The sequence below is a fragment of the Streptomyces sp. NPDC055013 genome, assembly GCF_053608645.1.
In genome coordinates this window covers 72,063-88,105 of record NZ_JBSGVW010000021.1, presented here as the reverse complement: position 1 = coordinate 88,105, position 16,043 = coordinate 72,063, and the positions used below count along the sequence as shown (strand labels likewise).

Below are 16,043 nucleotides of genomic sequence, written 5' to 3'. Positions count from 1 at the left end.
GGCATCGGCTCAAGCCTCGCCGCAGCCGAACGCTGAGGCGCGCCCGGCCTCGGGGGAGGGCGGGCGCGCCAAGGGCTTAGCGGTGCGTGGGGAACGTGTTCAGGTCACGCACGGCGTGTTGGGGTCAGCGGTGGTGGTGGTAGCCGCCGTGGTGACCGCCGTGGTGACCGTTGTGGTGACCCCCGTGGTGGCGGTCGTAGCCCCAGGACTTGTTGTCGATGAAGCGTCCGCGGTCGTTGCGGAGGGTGGCGGTGTCGGAGCGGTTGTCCCAGACGTAGTGGCGGCGGTCCTGGTAGAGGTCGCTGTCGGTGTCGCGGCCGATGCCGGTGTGGATGCGGACCGTGGCGCGGCCTTCCAGGCGGTAGTGGTCGAAGGTGTAGGTGCGGCCGTCCTCGTCCTCGAGGGTCCAGCCGTCGAGGTTGACCGTGCGGCGGGTGGTGTTGGTGATTTCGACCCACTCCCGGTTCAGGGAGCGGTTGCTGCGGTCGTCACGGCCCGGGGAGTCGTACTGGACGTCCGAGATCTTCACCTTCGGCCGCTCGGGACGGGCGTGGTCGGAGGCGGCGGCCGGCAGCGTGACGACCGAGACCAGAGCGCCGGCGGCGAGCGCGGCGGCGGCGAGACGGCGGGCGCTGACAGAAGCGGAAGCGGACAAGGGGTCTCCCATGGTGCGGGCACCTTCCCAACAGGCCGTTACGGGCTGCCGGGAGTCGGTGCGGTGTGGGTTGGCGGCCGGCTGGCCGCACGCACACCTTGTCCACGTCGTGGAGAACTTCTGGAGAAGGCATCACGTCTGTTACCTGTTGTCCATATTTCTATGACTCTCGGATGCAACATCCATGTATGCCTTCTATGGACGAGTATTGACGCGCTGACAGGCCGGGAGACCTTGCGGGCGTTGGGGTGTGACGTCGCCCCGCCGCGGTGCGCTGCCCCTGAAGGGATCGGGTCATCACCCGAAAGTGAGTAACAGCGGGGTGGCGACCGCCCGGAGCGGCGTGCGGCCCGCTCGTCTACTTCCCGATGCGGTGGAGCATGGCTGAGGAGGTTGCCGGCTACGCGGCCGCTCTCGCGGACTCCATGGGGCTGGTCTGCCCTGACCCTCAACAGGGCCGACTCAGGCCCTGAAGCTGAGAGCGCGCCTCCGTCCGCCTGGGCCCGGACACGCTCGACCGGGGGAGCTAGGTTGACCCTCGTGGAGGATGAGGCGATCACCATCAAGCTCACGCACGATCAGGCGCTCGTGCTGTCGGACTGGCTCCATCAAGTGATGTTCCAGTCCGACGACCTTGAGGGGATCGTGCGCGACCGAGCCGTCTGGTCGCCGCTCCACGCGATCTCGGGAACGCTGGACACGACGCTGAGCGAGATCTTCATACCCGACTACTCCCAGCGGCTCGACGCGGCCAAGGAGCGCCTGCGCGTCAGCATGTACGGCGAAGCCGCCGAGTCGACAGCCCCGGACGGGAACGCCGCAGAGAGCGGCGACGAGCGCTGAGGCGACAAGGCCCGCCTATGACGCCCCCCGCCCAACCGCCCCACCCCGCCCCCGGTGGCGGAGCCACTCCGGCCTGAGAATGGACATCACCGTGGCGTCAACCCGCTCGCCCTCCCACAGCAGAGCGTCCCGCAGTACGCCCTCGGTGACGAAGCCGACCTTCTCGTAGACGCGGCGAGCGCGCGGGTTGAAGGCGTAGACCTCCAGCGAGATGCGGTGCAGACCCAGGCCGGGCTCCTCGAAGCCGTGTCCGACGATCAGCCGGGTCGCCTCTGTTCCCAGGCCGCGCCCAAGGGCGCCCGGCACCAGGGAGATTCGGAAGCCGCAGCTTTCGTTGTCCGGGTCCCACTCGTTGAGCACCACTTCTCCGACGACGTTCCCCGTCGCCCGCTCAACCACCGCGAGGTCCAGCCGATCGTCCTGGTCACCTCGCGAGTCGTACCACGCCCGGATGCGCGCCTCGTCGGGCTCCTCGTCGCCGTGACTGCCGGTCAGACGCGCCCCCTCGGCGTCCCGGAACATGGGCAGCAACGCGGGCACGTCATCCACAGTGACCGGCCGCAGGACGACGAGCTCCCCACTCAGGGTGGGCTTGATGCGGAAAGCACGGGCCGGCTCGGTCCGATCTTGATCAGTCACTTCGGCAGTGTGCCCCGCCTCTCGGCCCGCTGTCCTCCGGTTGTCGCGCGCGCGGAGCCGCATGTGTGGGCCTCCGAACGGCTCGGCAGCGCCGTGGAGTTGGACGACCAGCCCTCTCTTCAGGAGGCGGGTTCGCCGTCGCGAAGGCTGCGGAACACCTCGGGAGTCGTCCAGCCGCGCAGCGTGGCGTGGATCGTCGACCGGAAGGCGGTCTCTGCGGTCGGGGCGTCGAAGGCGCCTGCGAGTTCGAGTGTCACCAGCCCGTGCAGGGTCACCCAGAGCGAGACAGCGATCGTCGTCGCTTCGCCGTCCAGGACGGACTCCGTCACGGCTCGATCGATCGCCGCGATGAGCGGGCGGACGGGGTCACTGGTACCGACCGCCCCTGACGGCTCGAAGGATTGCACTCCGCCGAACAACACCGAGTAGAGGTGGTGGTGTTCGCGTCCCCAGCGCCGGTACGCGGCGGCCAGTGCGTAGATGTCGGCAAGGGGGTCCTCGGAGGTCGGCACCACCGTCACCGCCTGGAAGAGGCTGGCGACGGATCTGTCGCGTACCGCTCCGATCAGCCCTTTCTTGTCGCCGAACAGGGAGTACACCGCCGCCGTCGAGGTCTCGGCGGCCGTGGCCACGGCGCGGACGGTGACCGACTCCTGCGGGCGGGTGGCGAGCAGCTCGGTCGCGCACTCCACGAGGCGCGCTTTGACGGTCGCGTCGTTCGTTCTCGGCCTACCCATGCCACGAAGCCTACCTTGTTTGATAACGTCGTTTTGAAACAGTGTTCTGAAACTGCGTCACGCGCTGCGGAACCACGCCGACCACGGAGGTCCTCTGTGCCCACGCCCGCCATACGTCTTGCTCGCCTCACCGGACGCTTACTGCTGACCCTGGCCGCCGTCGCGACGCTGGTCGTCGCCTTTCTCGTCGCGATCGTCCTCACGGACGGGGCCGGCTCGGGGCTCGCCGCATGGCTGACGGCCCTCGGTATCGGGACTGCCGCCGCACTGTGGCGCGGCCGGCGTCGCACCCGGGCGGCGCGGCTCGCCCCGTTCCTGCCGGTGGTCGTCGCGGCGGCGTTGACCGCGTCGGTCTGCGTCCCGACCGTGCCCACGGCACGGCAGCGCCCGCCCGCTCTGCCGTTCGTGGCCACGCAGCACTGGAGCCTGGCCACCGGCAGCCGGGTCGCGGTGTATCACTATCCGCCCGCGACGACCGGCGCCCGACACCCCGTTCCGTTGGTGTACCTCAACGGCGGGCCGGTCCGCGGCATTTCGGTGCTCGACCACCGGTTCCTGCAACGCCTGGCGCGACAGGGCCACGACGTCTACGCCTACGAGCAGGCCGGCGGCGGACGGAGCGACCTGCTGCCCATGGGCCAGTACACGATCTCGAGGTCGGTGCGTGACCTCGGTGCCTTCATCGACCGCCTGGGCAGGGGCAAGGTCGACATGCTCGGATTCTCCTCGGGCGGGGTCGTGCTCACCCGGGCCCTGGCGCACCCGCGTGTCGCCGCACGCCTGCACCGGGCGATCATCGCCGAGCCCGGCCCGATGGACGGCCCGACCGCACGGATCGCCGGGCACAAGGGCCGACCCTCGGCGCGCGGCCTCGCTCCGGCGATGACCGGACCGCGGTCGACGCATGTCCCCCGGTACGCCGTCGCATTCGGCCTCATGCGGCTCGGGCTGCTCACCCCCGACACGGGTCTGGTCGGACAGGCCGAAGGGGACAACGCGTTCACCGCCGCCGACCTCGGCAGCGACACCGCATCCGCCTACTGCGCGCGCGACGCGCACCGCATCCCGACCGAGGACACGGCACGGAACTTCTCCTTCAGCCCCGCCGCCAGTCTCCGCGTCCAGCGGACGACCAAGGACTCACCCTCCATCGCCCCACAGCTGAAGCGCTCCCAGGTCCCCGCGATGCTGATGATCGCCGAGTGCTCCTCCCAGGTCCGTCAATGGGCGACAGCCGTCCTTGCCGATGACCCCGCCGTCCGGCGCACGCAGTACATGCCCGGAGTCGGGCACCACATGTGGAACGGGCTGGACGACAACGACGACCGAGCCGCGGCCGTCATCACCGCATTCCTTCAGGACAGGCCGGCGCCCCTGCCGGACTACCCGACGCGTGACGACATCCCCGCCTTCCTGCACGCCCGCAAGTGAAGAGCCCGCAGCCGGTCTCATGTGCGGCACCACCATGGCGGGAGCGATCGCGCCCACGATGTCTCTCCGGGAGTGTCGAATGTGGCCGTTCCCGATCGACGTGAGAGTGAAGGCAGCACATCCCAGGACTTCAGGAGCACTCGTCGTGACCGTAACCGCGGACCTGGCCATCTCCCTCGACGGCTTCATCGCCGGCACCGACGTCACCCTCGACAACCCTGGAGGCGACGGCGCCGAGCCGCTCTTCGCATGGATCCACGACCTGGCGAGCTGGCGGCAGCGCCAGGGCATGACCGGCGGGGTGGAGAACCGCGACTCCGAGCTGATGCGCGAGTGGTTCGACGCCACCGGAGCGGTGGTCATGGGCCGGATGATGTACGACACGGGTGAGGAGTTCTGGGGCGCCGACCCACCCTTCAAGGCCCCGGTCTTCGTGCTCACCCACCGCCCCCGGCCCACCCTGGTCAGAGAGGGCGGCACCACCTTCACCTTCGTCACCGACGGCATCCACAGCGCCCTCGACCGGGCGAAGGCCGCCGCCGGGGACAGGAACGTCGACATCGCGGGCGGGGCGAGCACCGTGCAGCAGTACCTCGGCGCGGGGCTCGTCGACGAACTGCAACTGCACGTGGTGCCCGCGCTTCTCGGTGCGGGGCTGCGGCTCTTCGAGGGCCTGGGCGCCGGGCGGCGGACCCTCGAGCCGGTGCGGGTGGTCGCCACGCCCCTCGCCACCCACCTGAAGTACCGCTTGGTGAAGTGACACAGGGACACCGCGCCGTGGCAGGGCGCCCCTCCGCCTCCGCGGCGGCAGGCCCTACGCTGATCCCCGTGAGGTAGGCAGGCGCGCGGAAGGATGATCGGCGATGACGCCCCTGAGCAGCGGGGACCCGGAGTCCATAGGCGGGTATGCCCTGCTCGGTCGGCTCGGGGCAGGCGGCATGGGGGTCGTCTATCTGGGAGTTTCCGCGTCAGGACGCCAGGTCGCGGTCAAGCTCGTGCACGGGTCGTACGCCGAGGAGGAGGAGTTCCGAACGCGCTTCCGGCAGGAGATCGCGGCAGCGCGCAGAGTCAGCGGCGCCTTCACCGCACCGGTCGTGGACGCCGACCCGGATGCCGACCGGCCGTGGATGGCGACGCTGTACGTGCCGGGACTCAACCTCGCCGAAGTCGTGAAGAAGGACGGCCCGCTGAGCCAACGGGAGTTGCGCGCGCTGGGGCTGGGGCTCACCGAGGCGCTGCGCGACATCCACCGGGCGGGCCTGGTGCACCGGGACCTCAAACCGGCCAACGTCCTGATGACCGACGACGGGCCGCGCGTCATCGACTTCGGTATATCGCGTGCCGCCGACAACCAGAGCCTCACGGTGACCGGGCGGGTGATCGGCACTCCGCCCTTCATGTCGCCGGAACAGCTCGCCTCGCCCCGGGACGTCACCTCGGCCTCGGACGTGTTCTCGCTGGGGTCACTGATGGTGTTCGCGGCCGTCGGTACGGGGCCGTTCGACGCCGACAGCCCCTACATGACCGGCTATCAGGTGATGCACGAGGCCCCGGACCTCGAAGGGGTGCCCGAAGCGCTCCTGCGCATTGTCGAGCGCTGCCTCGACAAGGACCCGGCCGCACGGCCGGAACTGGCGGATCTGCATCGCATGCTCCAGGCGCTGCCGGAGTCCGACGCCACCGCGCCCTTGAAGGCAAGGGAGTTCGCCTCACCGCGGCCCCGACCCACTCCCCGGAGCGCGGCCACCACCTCGGTGGGAACCGGCGCCGGCAAGGGCCGCCGATCCCGGATGCTGCTCACCGGCCTCGTCGCGGCACTGGCCGTCATGGGGCTGAGCATCGGGGCGGGTGTCTTCGTGGCGGGCCAGGGCACGACCACCGCCGCCGACGCCTCCGCCACGACCACCACCCGTGCCGCGTCCCTGCCCAACGGCTGGAAGCCGTGGCGTACGGCCCTGCGGGACGACGTGAAGGGCGTCCCCCTCGACTACCAGCGCCCCGGATGCGTGGCGAACGGGAACGCCCTGTTCTGCGGCGGTACGGGCTTCACGGTCGCCAGGATCGACCCGGCCTCCGGCCGCACCCTCTGGCGGTTCGGCACCCGGCCTCAGGGGGTGCAGCCGATCGGCGTGCGCGACGGGCTGGTCTACGTGTACGAGGATCCGGACGACACGATCAGGCGCGTGGTGGCCCTCGACGCCGGTACCGGGCAGCGGCGTTGGCAGCGCGACATCGACAAGGCCGCGGACCCGGTCCTGTACAACGGCGGACTGCTGACCCTGTCCCCCGACTCCTCGTCGTTCATCGCGTACGGGCCCTCCGGCAAGGAACTGTGGCAGGCGCCCTCGCTGGACCAGTACTGCGCTCCCTCGGCGCTGGGAGGCGTCCCTTACGCCCTGTGCGAGGCCGGCACCGAGCCCGGCCAGACCCCGGTCGACCTGATGAGGCTCGAACCCGGCGGCATGACCGAAACCGCCACGCTGCCCAGGAAGGCGGAAGCGCTCGGCGCTGTCCGCGGGCGCCCTCTGTTCCTCGCGCCTCGGACCGCGAAGGACGTGTACGAGTCCGGCTACGAACGGCCGTACAACGCGCTGCTGCGCGTGGACCCGGAAACCGGGCAGGTCAGACGGACACCGCTGGCACGTCCGCTGACCGGCGCGGCCACCCTGGTGGACGGCGTCGTCTACTTCGTCCGGGCCGACGGGTCGGTCACCGCGGTGTCGGCGGACAGCGGCAAACAACTCTGGCAGAAGGCCACGGACATGGAGAGTCTGTCCGCGCCCGTGGTGTCAGCGCCGTACAAGCGGGTCTACTTCTCCAACCGCTTCGGCCGCCTGCTGGCACTCGACAGCCGTACCGGAGCGGAGGCATGGCGCACCCCCGCACTGGACGACCCGGGGGACATTGCGCAGGACACCCCGCCGCGCGTGCTGCTCGTCAAGGACGCGATCGTGGCGACGGCCGGCGACACGGCCTTCTCCCGGGGCCCGGACGGGCCCAACTGACCGGCTGACAGGTCTGCATCATCCGGGACCGTCCGGTGGCCGCGCACGGCCACCGGGGCGGCGCGCCACTGTGCCCCGCGCGCCCCACCTCACTGCTACGGCTCTCCTCGTTCAGGTGATTTTCCGCCCAGTAAGCCACTTCACCGGACGTACTATCCCGTCTCGTGACAGAAAGACAGACGCGGAGAGCAACCGACGTGGTCGTCCTCGGCGCCGGACCGGCCGGGCTCGTGCTCGGCAATCTCCTTCAGGACAGCGGGATCGACTGCGTCATCCTGGAGCGTGCCGAGCGCGCGCACATCCAGACCCGGGCGCGCGCCGGGTTCCTGGCGGCGAACACCGTACGGATCCTGGAGCGGCACGGGCTGGCCGAGGGGCTGCACCGGCACGGACAGGCGCACAGCACGTGCGAGTTCCGTACCGTGGACGGCAGGTTCCGGCTGGACTACAGCGGGCTCGGGCGCGGTGAACGGCACACCGTCTATCCCCAACAGCAGCTGGTCACCGACCTGTTGACGAGATTTCTGGCCTCCGGTGGGCGGGTCGACTTCACCACCGAGGCGGTGGCCGTCCTCGACACCGGCACCGATCGGCCCTCGGTGACCGTACGGGAGGCGGACGGGCGGCCCGGCCGATGGCGAGCGCGGTACGTGGCCGGGTGCGACGGACGGCACGGCGCGGCACGGCGATCGCTGCCGCCCGACTCGGTGCGCCGCCACCACTGCGACCACGGCGTGACCTGGCTCGGACTGCTCGCCGAGGCGCCGCCCAGTCTGGACGCCGTCGGGTACGCGGTGCACGAGCGAGGTTTCGCCGGGCACATGGCGCGCACGAGCGAGATCACCCGCTACTACGTGCAGTGGGAGCGCGGCACCCCGGCCGATTCCTGGTCCGAGGACCGGATCTGGGACGAGCTGGATCTACGGATGCGGGGGACTGAGTACGGCCCCCTGCACCGCGGCCGCGTCGTGCAGCGAGCCGTCGTCGACCTGGAGTCCGACGTGCTCGAACCACTGCGTCAGGGTTCGCTGTTCCTGGTCGGCGATGCCGCCGGCGTCATCAGCCCTTCCGCGGCGAAGGGCGCCAACCTCGCGGTCCTGGAGGCGGAGATCCTCGCCGGCGCCCTGGTCGACGACCTCGTCCACGGCCGCTCAGAGGGGCTCGACACCTACTCCGCGCGGTGCCTGGCGTACATCTGGCGTGCGCAGGAGTTCTCGCACTGGATGATCCGGTTGCTGCACGGCCCGTCCGGCTCGGACGGGCCGTCCCTGTTCCACAACTCCCTGCGGCGCTCCCGCATCGCTTCGCTGCGCAGTTCGCGCAGCCACCAGGACTGGTTCGCCGAGCACTACGTCGGCGTATGAGGTCCGTCCTTCCGCCTTGTTTCTTCCTGTACCGCGTCATCCCAGATCTGAGTGAGGACCCCCGCAATGATCACGACGTTGTCGGGCGACACGTCCCGCCTGCTCGCGACGGTCGACTTCGTCAAGGAGCAGGACACCGCCACCCTGCTCCCTCTCCTGTTCCCCGGGCTCGACGGTCCGGAGCTGCGGACTCTTGTGGAGCACTGCCACTTCTCCCATGCCGCGCTGCTTGTCTTCCCGTCGGACGAGGCGGAGTTGCGCGCCATGCTCACCGACTGCGGGCTCGTCGCGGTCCTGCCACCGCAGCCGAGTGTCGTCGTACGCGGGCGACTGGCCGTGCGACACCGGCGCCAGGCGGCTGAGCTGGACGTCGGCATCCTGCGCCCCTCAGTGGTCGGGGCGGACGGGGCGCACCGTACGGTCGAGGTGCTCGCGCTGACCGTGCCGACGGGATCGGGGCTCGACGCGATCGCGGTGGCCGAGCGGGAGCGGCAGCACGAGGCACACGTCGCCTTCGAGGTCGTAGCGCCCGATCCGCTGGTGCTGCGCGGCCTGTGCGCGACCTTCGCGCGCCACGGAGCCAGCCCGGACGGCGGCGGCTACAACCCGCACGAGAACGGCACGGTCCTCTACTTCGGCGCACCCGCCGAAGCCAAGGTCGGGTACCGGCGCGTGGAGCTGTACGTCCCCGGCGACCACCGCGACCTGCTCGCCGCCCACCTCGACGAGCATCGCGCCCGGCAGCCCGCCGAAACGCTCCTGCGGCTGCTGACCGGGGCGTGGACGACACAGGCACTGAGCACCTTCACCCAGCTCCGGGTACCCGACGCCATGGATGTCGAGCGAGGGGCCGGCGTCGAGGAACTGGCGCGGGAGGTCGGCGCGAGGCCGCGGAACCTGGCGACGCTGCTGCGCTATCTCACGATGCTGGGCGCGGTGACGGAGGGCCGCGACGGCTTCCGGCTCACCGAGCTGGGCGCACTGCTGCGGGCCGGGGTCCCGGGGTCGATGCGGGCGCTGGCGCTGATGTACGGCGGCCCGTTCTACGAGTCCTTCGCCGGACTCGGGCACACGGTGCGCACGGGACAGGTCGCCTTCGAGCACCTCTTCGGCGAGAACCACTTCGACCATTTCGCCCGCGACCCCCAACTCGCGGAACTCTTCGACCAGTCCATGGCCGCCGGATCCGCCATGTTCGACCCGGTCCCCACGCATCCGGCGCTCACTGCCGCAGCGGTGGCGCCGGCCGGGGCCACGGTGGTCGACGTCGCGGGTGGCAACGGGGAACTGCTCGGCCGCGTCCTCGCCGCGCACCCGAGTCTGAACGGGGTCCTGCTGGAGCGTCCACACGCTGTGGAAGCCGCCCGCCGCCGACTCGAGGAGGCCGGCCTCGGCTCGCGATGCGCTTTCGTGGCCGGCGACTTCGCGGACGTGCCGGCGGGCGGCGACGTCTACGTCCTGTCCCGCGTCCTGCACGACTGGGACGACGAGCGCTGCCGCGAGATCCTGCGCCACTGCGCCCGCGCGATGCCCGATCACGCCGATCTGCTCGTCGTCGAACGCGTACTGCCCGCCGACGGCTCGGTCTCGTTGGCCACCGCCTGGGATCTCCACATGATGTGCAACGTCGGCGGGCGCGAACGGCAGGCCGACCACTACGCCAGGCTCTTCGCCGACGCGGGCCTCGCCCTGGTGGACCGGTCACCACTGCCCCTGGACGGCCATGTGCTGCACGTCAGGAAGGGCCGGCCGGCCTCGGAGTGACGGCCTGCCGCCTCGCCGCCGGGCCGTCCCGTCAGCCGATGGGTGCGGGCATCGGCTGGACGTCGTAGTCGAGGCGGATGGTGTCTGCGGTGGCGGGGTCGGACAGTTCCACGCTCCAGCCGTCGGCGAACTGGTCGACGCCGGGGGTCATGGGGATGGTGCCGGAGATCAGGACGGTGCCGGGTGTGAGCGCGCCGCGTGAGCGCAGGACGTCGATCCAGTAGGCGGGGGTGAGGAGTTCGGCGAGGGTGCCGTGCTGGATCTCCGTCGAGGTGCCGTCGTGGGTGACCCAGGCGCGCAGGGTGAGTGCGTCGAGGCGGGACTCCACGTCGGCCAGGCGCCAGGCGCGGCGGGCGAGGACGTCGGGGCCGGCGTTCTTGCTCCAGGCCACGCCGTGCACCTCCAGGTCGCGGTCGGTGTGGTCGCAGGCGGCGGTCAGCAGCAGCTCGCCGCCGTCCGCCACGACGAGCGCCCACTCCGCCTCGCCGGAGGTGTGCGCGTGCTGCGCGTGGACCCGGTCGGTCTGCTGGGCGAGGTAGGGGGAGACGGGGTAGAGGGCGGGCGTGACGGACGGGCCGGGCACGCCCAGCTCGGCGAGCTCCGCGACGTGCGCGGCCACGTCCTCCTGGCTGCGTCCGGCATACCCGGCGTTGAGGACCTGGACGACGTCGACCTCGCGCGTCGATCCGTCGGGCAGTTCGAAGGTCAGCAGGGCCATGAGGGCACTCCCAGAGATCGGGTCCGCAGAACGGGTCCGCAGATCGGGTCCGCGGTGAAGTTCTCGCGCAGGGGGTTGCGCATACGACCTGTATACAAGAAGTATGCCGGAAGGTCGATGTCCCCCGACGTCCCCGAGCAAGGATGGGAACCATGCCCGACACCCCGAAGGACGACACGAAGGACGCCGCCGAGGCGTCCGATCGGCACTCCGGCGTCCGCCGGGCCTTCGTCGCGAGCCTCACCGGCACCGCGCTGGAGTGGTACGACTTCGCCGTCTACTCCGCCGCGGCCGCCCTGGTCTTCGGCGACCTGTTCTTCCCCTCGGAGGACCCGCTCACCGGCACGCTCCTGGCCTTCTCCACCTACGCGGTCGGCTACGTGTCGCGCCCGCTGGGCGGGTTCGTCTTCGGCCGCCTCGGTGATGTGATCGGCCGCAAGAAGGTGCTGATCGCCACGCTGGTCCTCATAGGCGCGGCGACGTTCCTGATCGGCGTCCTGCCCGCGTACTCGACGGCCGGCGTGGCCGCCCCGATCGCCCTGGTCGTGCTGCGCTTCGCGCAGGGCGTCGGCGTCGGCGGCGAGTGGGGCGGTGCCGTACTGCTGTCCAGCGAGTTCGGGGACCCGCGCCGCCGTGGCTTCTACGCCTCCGCCGCCCAGGTCGGCCCGCCCGCCGGAAACCTGCTGGCCAACGGCGTCCTGGCCGCCCTCGGCGCGCTGCTGACCGAGGCGCAGTTCGAGTCGTGGGGCTGGCGTGTGGCGTTCCTGTTCTCCGGCGTCCTCGTCGCGTTCGGGCTGTGGATCCGGGCGAAGCTCGAGGAGACGCCCGTGTTCAAGGCGATGGAGGCCGAGCACTCCCGGCCGGAGGCACCGATCCGCGAGGTGTTCACCACCCAGCCCCGCGCCCTGCTGGCCGCCATCCTGTGCCGCGTCGGCCCCGACGTGCTGTACGCCATGTTCACCGTCTTCGTCCTCACGTACGCCACCAACGAACTCGGCATGTCGCGCGGCTCCGCCCTCGCGGCCGTGCTCATCGGCTCCTCGATCCAGGTCTTCCTGATGCCGCTGGCCGGCGCCCTGTCCGACCGGATCAACCGCCGTCTGCTGTACGGCGGTGCCGCGGTGGCCGCCGGAGTGTGGCCGTTCGTGTTCTTCCCGATGATCGGCGGCGGCACGTGGGTGCCGCTCGCCACGGGCGTGGTGGTCGGCCTGGTGATCCACTGTTGCCTGTACGGCCCGCAGGCCGCCTTCATCACGGAACAGTTCGAGCCCCGGCTGCGCTCCACCGGCTCGTCCCTGGCCTACACCCTGGCCGGGATCATCGGCGGCGCCGTCGCCCCGCTGCTGTTCACCACCCTGCTGAGCGCCTACGGCACCTGGGCGCCGCTGGCCGTGTACATCGCCCTCGCCTCGGCCGTCTCCCTCGTCGGCGTCTGGCTGGGGCGCGACCCCGAGGCCGCCGTCGACGAGGACGCCGCCCTCGCCGCGCCCAAGGCGCCGCAGACGGCCGATGCCACCCGTTTCTGAGGAGGACCAGACCGTGCGGATCGCCCTGAGCCAGCTCACCACCGGCCCCGACCCCGAGAAGAACCTCCTGCTCATCGAGGAGTGGACCCGGCGCGCGGCAGACGCCGGAGCCCGCGTCGTCGTCTTCCCCGAGGCGTCGATGGCCTGCTTCGGCACCCCCCTGGCACCGCTCGCCGAGCCCCTGGACGGACCGTGGGCCGACGGGGTGCGGCGGATCGCCCGCACCACCGGCACGGTCGTCGTGGCCGGCATGTTCACCCCGGCCACCGGGGGCCGGGTGGCCAACACCCTGCTCGCCACCGGGCCCGGGGTGGAGGCGTCGTACGACAAGATCCATCTCTACGACGCCTTCGGCTTCCGCGAGTCCGACACCGTCGCCGCGGGTTCGGCCACGACGGTCATCGACGTGGACGGCGTACGGCTGGGCCTGGCCACCTGCTACGACATCCGTTTCCCGGAGCTGTTCCGGGCGCACGCCGACGCCGGAGCCGTCGCCACCCTGCTGGCCGCCTCCTGGGGCGCGGGGCCGGGCAAGCTCGAGCAGTGGGAGCTGCTGGCGCGGGCCCGTGCGCTGGACGCGACCGTGTGGCTCGCCGCCGTGGACCAGGCCGACCCCGGCGCGGGCACCGGCCCGGGTTCCGCCCCGACGGGCATCGGGCACAGTCTCGTCGTCGGACCCGACGGGACCGTACGGCACGCCCTGGGCGCCGAGCCCGGGCTGCTGGTGGCCGACCTGGACGTCGACGAGGTCGTGGCGGTCCGGCAGCGGACCTCCGTCCTCGCGAACCGGCGCCCGGAGGTGTGGCGATGACCAAGCCCGAGCTGGAGTTCCACCTCCCCGACGGACCGTGGCGGACCCCGGCGGGCGCAGGCCCGGGCATCGAGGAGCGCGTGCTGGCCGACGACCCCGAGCGGGGATCCCGTACGGCGCTCGTCCGCTGGGCGCCGGGCACCGACACCTCGGCGGACGGTGTGACCCGCCACGGCTTCTGGGAGGAGGTCTACCTCGTCGAGGGAGCGCTGCACGACCTGACGCTCGACCGGACCTTCACCGCCGGGATGTACGCCTGCCGCCCGCCCGGGATGCCGCACGGCCCGTGGACGTCCCCGGCCGGGGTCACCATGCTGGTGATCACCTACCCGGACACGACCTAGCCCGCGAGCAGCACCTTGAGCGTCGACTCCAGATGGTGGTCGATGGCCGCCCACGCGGCCTGCGCGTCACCGGCTTCCAGGGCGTCCAGGATCGCCTCGTGCTCCTCCAGCACCGCTTCCTGACGGCCCTGCTGGTTGAACAGGGCGACCACTCCGGCACGGACCTGGCGGCTGCGCAGGCCCTCGTAGTGCCGGTCGAGGAGGGCGTTGCCGACGGCGGAGACCAGGACGGCGTGGAAACGGTGGTCCACGGCGATGAACTCCCGGGCCTGCTCGGCACCGGTGAGCTCACGCTGCCGCTCCAGCAGGGACCGCAGCTCCGCCACCGGCGCTCCGCCACCGGAGACGAGCTGCTGGGCGGCGTACCGCTCGACGATGCCCCGCAGCTCCATCAGCTCGCGGATCTCCCGCCCCGTCAGGGGCGACACCCGGGCACCCCGCTTGGGCACCAGCTCGACCAGGTCCTCGGCGGCGAGCTGCAGCAGCGCTTCCCTGATCGGAGTGCGGGAGACGCCGATACGGTCCGCGAGCTCCTGCTCCGACAGGAAGGCACCTTGCATCCCGGGATCGGTCAGCACCGTCTCCTTGAGATACGCGTACGCCTTCTCCCGACCGGACGTCACGGCAACCCCCCAGCAATCGTATACAGCTTGTATACGGACGCTACCACGTGCCTTCCGCGGGGGAACCTCGGACGACGTGGCCGGTGGTCATCACGGCCGGGTGACCCGTAGGTGCCGCCGCTCTGCCAGTTCCTCCTGGCTGACGACGGTGAGGACCGGGGCGCCGGGCGGCGCGAGCATGGTGACCACCAGCTGTGATTGTGCGTCGGGGAGGTTGTTGGCGCCCTGGTAGTGGATCACGTCGCCTCCGGGCTCGAAGAGGGCGTCACCGGCCTTCAGTACCCGGGGCGCCTGTCCCTCCAGTTCGAAGAGGATCTCGCCCTCGGTCACGTAGCCGAAGAGCGGTCCGGGGTGCCGGTGCGGCGGGGCGCCCGGGTCACCGGGGGCCAGAGTGACCCGGATCGTCCTTGCCTCGGCGCCGGCCGGTATCCGGTCCGCCGCCTCCGACAGGGTCGTGATCACCTCGACGCCCGGGGGCAGGTGTGCGTGCTGAGCGCTCATGCGTTCCTCCAAACAGGGAGTGTCCGCAGTGAGGACAAGACAGCCTCCCCGTTTTGTGACAGCTCTGCGGGGGCGAACCTGCTCAGCTCAGGGTCTGGGCGGCGTACAGGGCGCCGAGGGCCGCGGCGAGGGCGCCGAGCAGGAGGCGCAGGGCCCGTTCGGGCAGGTGGGGTTGGAGGCGGGCGCCGAGGTAACCGCCGATCAGTCCGCCGGCGCCGCAGGCGAGGCCGAGCCACCAGTCGGGGGCGATGTCTCCGGAGCTGACGAGCGACAGCAGTGCGAAGGTGGCGGCGCCGACGAGGGAGGTGGCGAAGGTGGCGGCGAGCGCGGCGGGGGCGACGCGTGCGACGGGCAGACCGCGTCCGACGAGGATCGGGCCGAGCAGGGAGCCGCCGCCGATGCCGTAGATACCGCCGACCACGCCGACTGCCAGGGCGAGGCCGGTGAGTGTGCGGGGGGTCAACTCGCGTGCGGGCGACGGACGGTGGTGTGTCTGCGTCAGGGCGCGCAGGCTCAGCCACAGGCCGAGGGGCAGCAGCAGGGCGGCGATCAGGAGCCGGAAGACCTCGGGGCCGGGGAGAGCGAAGACGCGGAGGACGGCGCCGAGGACCACGCCGGGCAGCGTGCCCAGCACGAGGCGCCGGGCGAGGTCGCCGCGCAGGGCGCCGTCGCGGCGGTAGCGCCACAGGGCGCCCGGGCCGGCGACGACGTTGAACAGCAGGTTGGTCGGCGTGATGGCCGGGTTGGGCACGCCGAAGACGCTCAGTTGCACCGGTAGGAGGAACACGGCCCCGGACACGCCGACCGGGGCCGTCACGCAGGCGATCAGCAGACCGGCGGCCGGCCCACCCGCCCATGTCCAGTCCACCCTTGCCCCCGCTTGTCGATCGCCCGGTCAGTATCAGCACGTCGGACGGTGGTGAGGGCGGCCCGCAACGAGATGTTCATGAGCAGGAGTCGCAGCCGGTCCGGCAGCCGGACGTGTTCCGTCGTCGTTGGACGGGGCGGGCGCGCGTGCGGCGGTTGGGGCACAGCAGTCTTGCCCTGCCAGGGCATCCGCGGTCTTCCTCGACGTCGAGGGC

16 protein-coding genes are annotated in these 16,043 nt (G+C 71.3%); 9 read left to right on the top strand and 7 right to left on the bottom strand.

The genetic code is table 11. The annotated features are described in order from the left end of the window. Positions 1-124: 124 nt before the first annotated feature. Positions 125-667, bottom strand: a complete 543-nt coding sequence (locus ACWGDB_RS24650) for a lamin tail domain-containing protein (RefSeq protein WP_453824372.1) — start codon at positions 665-667, stop codon at positions 125-127. A 528-nt stretch (positions 668-1,195) separates the two neighbouring features. Between ACWGDB_RS24650 and ACWGDB_RS24645 the strand changes: the two genes are divergently transcribed. Then, entirely contained in the window at positions 1,196-1,498 is a 303-nt protein-coding gene (locus ACWGDB_RS24645) for a hypothetical protein (protein ID WP_453824437.1), read from the top strand. 15 nt (positions 1,499-1,513) lie between these two features. Here ACWGDB_RS24645 and ACWGDB_RS24640 read toward each other — a convergent pair whose 3' ends face one another. Both ACWGDB_RS24640 and ACWGDB_RS24635 read right to left on the bottom strand, forming a co-directional pair. Next, complete coding sequence (locus tag ACWGDB_RS24640) at positions 1,514-2,083, bottom strand: GNAT family N-acetyltransferase (protein WP_453824436.1); 570 nt, start codon at positions 2,081-2,083, stop codon at positions 1,514-1,516. A gap of 173 nt (positions 2,084-2,256) precedes the next feature. Continuing rightward, entirely contained in the window at positions 2,257-2,874 is a 618-nt protein-coding gene (locus tag ACWGDB_RS24635; protein WP_451172938.1) for a TetR-like C-terminal domain-containing protein, read from the bottom strand. Positions 2,875-2,970: 96 nt separating this feature from the next. Between ACWGDB_RS24635 and ACWGDB_RS24630 the strand changes: the two genes are divergently transcribed. From ACWGDB_RS24630 to ACWGDB_RS24610, 5 genes are all read left to right on the top strand, one after another. Beyond that, positions 2,971-4,305, top strand: coding sequence for an alpha/beta fold hydrolase (locus ACWGDB_RS24630; RefSeq protein ID WP_453824371.1), 1,335 nt, complete (start codon positions 2,971-2,973; stop codon positions 4,303-4,305). Positions 4,306-4,450: 145 nt separating this feature from the next. Next, a complete protein-coding gene (locus tag ACWGDB_RS24625; protein ID WP_453824370.1) occupies positions 4,451-5,065 on the top strand; it encodes a dihydrofolate reductase family protein in 615 nt (204 codons plus the stop codon). Between the two features lie 103 nt (positions 5,066-5,168). Then, positions 5,169-7,310, top strand: a complete 2,142-nt coding sequence (locus ACWGDB_RS24620) for a protein kinase domain-containing protein (protein ID WP_453824369.1) — start codon at positions 5,169-5,171, stop codon at positions 7,308-7,310. A 164-nt stretch (positions 7,311-7,474) separates the two neighbouring features. Next, positions 7,475-8,674 carry a 4-hydroxybenzoate 3-monooxygenase gene (locus ACWGDB_RS24615; protein WP_453824368.1) on the top strand — a complete coding sequence of 400 codons (1,200 nt, stop codon included), beginning with the start codon at positions 7,475-7,477 and terminating at the stop codon, positions 8,672-8,674. A gap of 66 nt (positions 8,675-8,740) precedes the next feature. After that, positions 8,741-10,438, top strand: coding sequence for a methyltransferase (locus ACWGDB_RS24610; protein ID WP_453824367.1), 1,698 nt, complete (start codon positions 8,741-8,743; stop codon positions 10,436-10,438). Between the two features lie 31 nt (positions 10,439-10,469). Here the strand turns inward: ACWGDB_RS24610 and ACWGDB_RS24605 are convergent, their stop codons facing one another. Further along, positions 10,470-11,156, bottom strand: a complete 687-nt coding sequence (locus ACWGDB_RS24605) for a DUF2848 domain-containing protein (RefSeq protein ID WP_453824366.1) — start codon at positions 11,154-11,156, stop codon at positions 10,470-10,472. 152 nt (positions 11,157-11,308) lie between these two features. On the opposite strand from ACWGDB_RS24605, the gene ACWGDB_RS24600 reads away from it, so the two are divergent. Genes ACWGDB_RS24600 through ACWGDB_RS24590 form a run of 3 tightly spaced genes read left to right on the top strand, consistent with a single transcriptional unit; the run spans position 11,309 to position 13,837 of the window. Further along, positions 11,309-12,682, top strand: coding sequence for an MFS transporter (locus tag ACWGDB_RS24600; protein ID WP_453824365.1), 1,374 nt, complete (start codon positions 11,309-11,311; stop codon positions 12,680-12,682). Between the two features lie 13 nt (positions 12,683-12,695). Continuing rightward, positions 12,696-13,493, top strand: a complete 798-nt coding sequence (locus ACWGDB_RS24595) for a carbon-nitrogen hydrolase family protein (RefSeq protein WP_453824435.1) — start codon at positions 12,696-12,698, stop codon at positions 13,491-13,493. Continuing rightward, on the top strand, positions 13,490-13,837 hold the full coding sequence (locus ACWGDB_RS24590) for a cupin domain-containing protein (RefSeq protein ID WP_453824364.1): 348 nt from the start codon (positions 13,490-13,492) through the stop codon (positions 13,835-13,837). The genes ACWGDB_RS24595 and ACWGDB_RS24590 overlap by 4 nt, the downstream gene beginning before the upstream one ends. On the opposite strand, the gene ACWGDB_RS24585 is transcribed toward ACWGDB_RS24590, so the two are convergent. From ACWGDB_RS24585 to ACWGDB_RS24575, 3 genes are all read right to left on the bottom strand, one after another. After that, positions 13,834-14,460 carry a GntR family transcriptional regulator gene (locus tag ACWGDB_RS24585; RefSeq protein WP_453824363.1) on the bottom strand — a complete coding sequence of 209 codons (627 nt, stop codon included), beginning with the start codon at positions 14,458-14,460 and terminating at the stop codon, positions 13,834-13,836. The genes ACWGDB_RS24590 and ACWGDB_RS24585 overlap by 4 nt on opposite strands. 90 nt (positions 14,461-14,550) lie before the next feature. Next, the gene (locus ACWGDB_RS24580) at positions 14,551-14,961 is read right to left on the bottom strand and encodes a cupin domain-containing protein (protein WP_453824362.1); all 411 of its coding nucleotides are present in this window, start codon (positions 14,959-14,961) and stop codon (positions 14,551-14,553) included. A gap of 82 nt (positions 14,962-15,043) precedes the next feature. After that, positions 15,044-15,829 carry a sulfite exporter TauE/SafE family protein gene (locus ACWGDB_RS24575; RefSeq protein ID WP_453824361.1) on the bottom strand — a complete coding sequence of 262 codons (786 nt, stop codon included), beginning with the start codon at positions 15,827-15,829 and terminating at the stop codon, positions 15,044-15,046. Positions 15,830-16,043: the final 214 nt, after the last annotated feature.